Source organism: Archangium sp., from assembly GCF_036389735.1.
Taxonomy (GTDB): Bacteria; Myxococcota; Myxococcia; order Myxococcales; family Myxococcaceae; genus Archangium.
Window position 1 is genome coordinate 1 of record NZ_DASVWK010000797.1, and the last position, 5,901, is coordinate 5,901.

Annotated in this window: 2 protein-coding genes; one reads left to right on the top strand and one right to left on the bottom strand. The window is 68.1% G+C overall.

What is annotated here, in order from left to right; genetic code table 11:
- The coding region (locus VF794_RS28125; protein ID WP_331115655.1) for a M16 family metallopeptidase at window positions 1-659 on the top strand (659 nt) is incomplete at its 5' end.
- Window positions 660-745: 86 nt separating this feature from the next.
- On the opposite strand, the gene VF794_RS28130 is transcribed toward VF794_RS28125, so the two are convergent.
- Window positions 746-5,737: a hypothetical protein gene (locus tag VF794_RS28130; RefSeq protein ID WP_331115657.1), complete on the bottom strand. Its 4,992-nt coding sequence runs from the start codon at window positions 5,735-5,737 to the stop codon at window positions 746-748.
- Window positions 5,738-5,901 lie beyond the last annotated feature (164 nt).

A 5,901-nucleotide genomic window follows, 5' to 3' on the forward strand; every position in this document is an offset into this window, starting at 1 on the left:
TGGGCGACGTGAAGGTGGACGAGGTGCTGGCGCTCGCGCACGAGGCCTTCGGCGCCTCCCGTGGCCGCGCGGCGCCTCCGCCCGAGGTGCGGCCCGAGCCGCCCCCCGAGTCCCCGCGCACCGACAAGCGGGTGCTGGCGCGCGCGCAGACGCACCTCGTGCTGGGCTTCCACGGCGTGCGGATCAGCGATCCGCGGCGCCATCCACTGGAGGTCCTCTCCACGCTGCTGAGCGGCCAGGGCGGGCGGCTCTTCGTGGAGCTGCGCGACAAGCGCTCCATGGCCTACAGCATCAGCAGCTTCTCCATCGAGGGCGTGGATCCGGGCTACTTCGCCGTCTACATGGGCACCAGCCCCGAGAAGGTGGAGGCCGCGCTCGAGGGCATCCGCGCGGAGCTCACCCGCGTGCGCGACGAGCCCATCCCCGAGGCCGAGCTCGCCCGCGCGAAGCAGAACCTCATCGGGACCCATGAGATTGGCCTTCAGCGCAACGGCTCGCGCGCCGCGCTGCTCGCGCTGGACGCCTGCTACGGGCTGGGCCAGGAGAACTTCCTCCACTACGCCGAGCGCGTGGCGGCGGTGACGGCCGAGGACGTGCGCGCCGTGGCCCGCCAGCTCATCGACTTCGACCGCGCCGCGCTCGCCATCGTCGGCCCGTGAGCCCGCAAAAGAAAATCCCCTCTCCCGGGTGAGGGAGAGGGGATGAGGAGCGCCGGGCCTCGAGGAGAGGCCCGGCTCCACCGCGACTACTGACTGCAGAGCGCGGCGTTCTCGTGGCGGCAGACGTGGAGGTTGCGAGGCACCTCCAGCCAGTAGATGTCCGGCGTCACGTTCTTCTCCGTGCGGTTCGTCTCCATCGTCGGCGCATCGCCCGGTCCGGGAGGAGCCATCCACCCGTACTTGATGCCACCCGACTTCGAAATCGCGACGACCGAGCCCACGTCGCCCGGAGGCGTGCCACCCGACGGACGGCTCTTGTAGGACGAGTAGCCGATGAGCTCGCCCTTGTCGTTGCGCATCTGGTAGCCCTCGGACTGGTCCGGCAGACCGGTGATGGCGTCCGCCTGCCACAGGTTGGAGACGTCACCCACGCCCGACAGCACGCAGGCCGAGGCGCCACTGCCCGCGAGCGGCGCGAAGGAGGGCCAGGACACGACGCCGGCGATGACCGTGGAGCCCGCCGCCGTCCGTTCCTGGAGTCCCTCGTAGCTGAGGAACCAACCCGGACCCTCCGTCGTACCGCGAGCCAGCCCGCCCATCTTGGTGGTGGGCACGTAGCGCACCGACTTGCCCGCCACCGTGTACGTGCTGTACGCGGCGCTCGGGATGGTGACGTCCACCAGCGAGCACGCAATGGGCTTGCCGGCGCCATCCTTGCCGCAGTTGAAGCCCGCCTTGTCCGTCATGCGCAGCTTGTCGAAGGCGACCGCGCCGTCGCTGTCCTTGAACTTGCGCAGCGAGCCACCGTACGCGTGGTAGCCGAAGTAGCGGTGGTGCGGAATGACCGCCTTGTCAGCGTCACTCAGGGTCACGTAGCTGCGCGTGCCCGTGGAGAGCTGGGTCTGCTTGCACGACCAGGCGCCACCCGCCTTCTCGCAGTTGGCATGGGTGACGGCCGTCGTCGGCATGTAGGAGCCCGAGCCCATCGTCGTCCCATCCGGGCAGGCGATGGTCAGGTCCGTCAGCTCCAGCTTCGAGGCCGAGCACGTCTCGGCCAGGCTGCCCGACCACTCCTCGCTGTTGGTCTTCAGCGCGCCCTGCACGTACTCGATGACGCTGGTGCGCTTGATGCCATTGATGTCGGCCAGGAAGGTGGCCTTCACGTCGCACTTGAGCCGCACGCAGGCCAGCAGATCGTCCGGGCCGCAGTCGCTGCCCGGCGAGGTGCGCAGGTGCTGCCGGTCGCCGGTGCCCACGAAGGTGCGCAGCCAGCCCGTCTCCGGCTGGAGGACGTTGGAGGCGATGTTGGTGAAGGGCGCCTTCTCCCAGAGGTTCACGGGCCCGTTCTTGTCGGTGTCCTGACGCGCCATCTCCAGCGAGCGCGCGCCGAACCAGTTGGTGACGGGGGCGTCCGCGCTGGCGCGCTCACCCGGCTCGAAGAAGCGGAACGTCCACATCTGGCCGCCCAGGTCACCAACGGTCAGGGTGTCGAAGAAGCCGTCCAGGTCACGCTGCACGTTCTCCGCCTTGCCGATGTCCATCATGGCCGCCGAGGCCACGATGGGCATCATGTGGTTGAGCGTGTCCTGGTAGGCATTACCCGACGAGGTGGCGGCGGGCCTGGCCTCCGCGGACCACAGCTTCTGGCCCGACCAGGCATCCACCATGTACAGCCCGCGGCCACGCGACAGGTCCGCGCTGAACCCGCCGTTGAGCACGGTGACCCACCGCTCCTCCCAGCCACGCTCGGTGCTGGAGGGAGTGCTCACGAGCGGCTTGAGGCGCACCGCTCCGATGGGAGGCGGCTTGGGCGTGTAGTTGGACCAGGTCTGGCCCATGGTGGCCGACTCGGGGTCGCACGAGTTGGGGAACATCCAGCGGAAGGGCTTGCCCTCCTTGTTCAGCATCTCGTACGGGTTGGTCATGTCCAGCGCGATGTAGCGCTGGCCGCCGCCACGCTCGGTGATGACGGCGAGGGTGCGGAACTCGGCCGCCTCCTTGATGCCGTTGGGCGTCGTGCCCGCCACGGCGCCGTCCACCCAGATGTCACGCACCATGGGCGTGCCGTCCACGAAGTACTGGTGCATGAAGAACACCTGACCCAGCTTGGGCAGCAGGTCCGGCGGGATGAAGGCCCACAGCTCCTGGCCGGTGCCCTGGTCATAGGGATCGGCCCGGAAGTCATCCGTCGGATTCGGAGTGGTCGGCAGCGGCGAGCCCGCGTGGAAGGCATGCAGCATGCCGCCGTTGGAGCCCACCAGCACCACGCGATCGCGCTTCGGCGTCTGCTTGCGGTAGTCGTCGTACGCGCCGTACCCCTTGGCCGTGCGCGCCGGATTCATCGGCGTGGGCTTGTAGCAGGGCGCGGCTCCCGAGCCGCACAGCGGCAGCGAGGTCACCGAGGCGGAGAAGTCCTGGTAGAGGGTGGACAGACACTGCGGGCTCAGGCCCAGCGAGCACAGGAAGGGATCCACGGGCGGCTCCACCGTCACCGGCGTGGAGTGGAAGATGTCCGCGAGCTTGCAGGACTTCGTGTTCGTGGGCTTCTTGTTGTCCGCGCACGGCCGCTCCTCCTCGAGGATGGAGTCACCGTCGAAGTCGAGCACGTCCACACCGCGGATGAACTTGATGAGGTCGGTCGTGCACTCGTCCTGCTGCGCCGTGGAGCCCGTCCACGCCTTCTTCTGGCGGGCGAAGAGCTTGTTGCAGAAGGTGTCACCCGCCGCCAGCAGGTACTGCTTGAGGTCGGCGAGGTTGGCCGTGGTGAACTCGACGGGCGGGTTGTCCACGTCGGTGAACTTCCCGTCATTGTTGCGGTCGATCATCGTGAAGATGCAGCGACCGGCGCTGGTGAGGGGGTTGGCGCGATCGCACGGCGCCAGGGCCGAGCGCGCGCCGACCGTGTCGCCCGCGTCCCAGAAGGGCACGGCGGGATTGCCGCCCTCCAGCTTGCCGTCGGAGTTGACGGTGGCGGTCACCACCTTCACCCAGTTGCCCTCCACGTTCTCCTGGACGATGTTGTTGATGGTGAACGGGATCTCCCCGGTCATGCTGGCCGGCTTGTCCACGAAGAAGCTGTCGTTGCAGTCCTTGTCGCCGTTGAGGTCGGGCTTGTACAGGGTCGTCGCGCTCTTGGCCTTGGCCTCCTCGCAGCCCTGGGCGAACTCGTTGAAGAAGAAGTAGCGGTAGAGGTGCCCCTCGTACGGCCGGTTCTTCCGCGGCACGAAGCGCGGGATGTAGACGGAGGAGTTCATCCCGCTGGCCTGCACGCCGGAGATGTTGGCGGAGGCGAACGAGGTGGACGTCTGCTTCAGGTCTCCCAGCGCGGCCATGATGGACTCACGCAGCTCGGTGGCGTTGTTGGCGCGGTAGAAGCTGCCCTTGCCGGCCAGCGCGATGCTCTGGAGCATGGGGTTGTTGTTGCCGTAGCCGATGGTGTACGTGCGCACCGCCTGCGCCCCGGGCATGTCGTCGCGAAGGTCCGCGTTGGCCAGGAAGAAGGCCACGTCGTCCATGAAGTTCTTGTTCGTCTTGGCCAGACCCGTCGGCCAGTTCCAGCTGGTGGGGGCGGAGTAGTCGCAGTCCTCCTTCTTGGCCTTGACGCCCGGGGAGTGCTCGAACTGGTCGCAGTAGTTCACGCCACCCGGGTTGGTGTTGGTCTCGGGGGTGCTCGGATCGAAGGTGAGCGGCGTGCCGTCCGGGTGCTTGGCGCCCTTGTCCTTGAGGATCTGCATGAACTTGGTGATGGGCACCGAGTTGTCGTAGACGGGCGGACCGTCGGCCAGAACGATGACGGAGCTGACCTGGCAGGAGAAGCACACGGAGCGCTCGTTGCCGCCCACCTCGAAGGGCTGCTCGAACTTGACCCACTCGTCGGACTGGACGGCCCACGTCTTGCCGGTCTGGCCCGTGAAGGGGTTGTCGATGGTGCCGTAGTTGGTGCCGCCGTTGGAGCCCGGCCAGCCCCAGCCCGGGTGGATGGGCTGCTGGAACCACTTCAGCCAGCGCTGATCCACCTTGTGCGAGGAGAAGTAGCCGCCCAGGCCGAAGAGGGCCTCGCCGATGGAGCGCTCGTCATTGCGGAACAGCGTCTTGTTGACGGCCTTCATCAGCTTGGGCCGATCGAGCGCGTCCAGGTCGATGGTGGGGAAGGACTTGTCGCAGCTGGGCCGCAGCGGCTCGACGAGCACGGGCGGGTCGTACCAGCCCTTGTCCGGACCGAAGGTGGCCACGCCCATGCGTACGTCGGTCGTGTTGTTGATGACGTCCTTGAGCACCTTGCGAGCCACCACGAACTTGGGCGGACGCACGTTGAGCACCCGGCCGCTGAGGACCCAGGTGCGGAAGCGCGCGTTGTCCCACCCCGCCGGAGCGCCCGCGGGCGGCTTGGGCTCGTGCCACTTGTAGGAAGGGTTGGTGGCCAGCGGACCGCGGTACCAGCCCTTGGAGGCCAGACACGCCTTGCACACCGCGATGCGCGGATCGCTCCACGAGGAGTAGCCCAGGCCGCGGTAGCAGGCCATGTGCGTGTCCGTGCCGCCGTCCATGCTGCGCGCATCCCAGTTGAGCGCGTACGGGTAGTCGGGCGTGAGGCCGTTCCAGGCGATGCGCCGGCTGCGCGACGCATAGAACATGGTCGGGTCGAAGAACTGGGGCGTCGCGCCGAAGTCCGCGTCCGCGTCATAGACGACGGAGCCGTTCTTCAGCGGGTCCGGGCTGCTCTTGTCGAACCAGCTGTCCATCGCCGCCACGAGGGCGGGATCCGAGCAGCCCAGCGCGTTGGGATCGCCCGCCTCGCCAGGCAGGTACTCGGGGAAGTCCAGCATGGACTCGCTGTCGCCAATCAGGAAGATGGCGCTGGGCGGGCTGGACGGCACCTCGAAGAAGTCCTTGTCGCCTCCTCCCGAGGCGTTGATCATCGTGTCACCCAGCGCGGCGGCGCCCGAGCAGCACGCGGCCAGCTCGGGCACCGGCACACTGCCGGAGTGGCCCGGCAGGGCCAGCAATCCCGCGCCGGCTCCCGCCAACAGCAGACCCAGTCGCCTCCAACGTCTCACGGTGTCGAAATCGATGCGCATATCCCAGGCTCCTTGAAGCCACGGCACCACGGACTGTCCTCGCGCTCGCGTCCGGACAAGTCCTCGTCACAGGGGATTGCCCCCTGGGCCCCGCGCGCTCGGGAACGGCTGTCCCCGCGCGGGCCGCCACCCCTTAGCAGAGCCTGTCCGTCTGACACGGACGC

Coding starts and splice junctions, on each gene's coding strand:
- VF794_RS28130 (WP_331115657.1), bottom strand. CDS start 5,737: ATGCGCATCGATTTCGACACCGTGAGACGTTGGAGGCGACTGGGTCTG.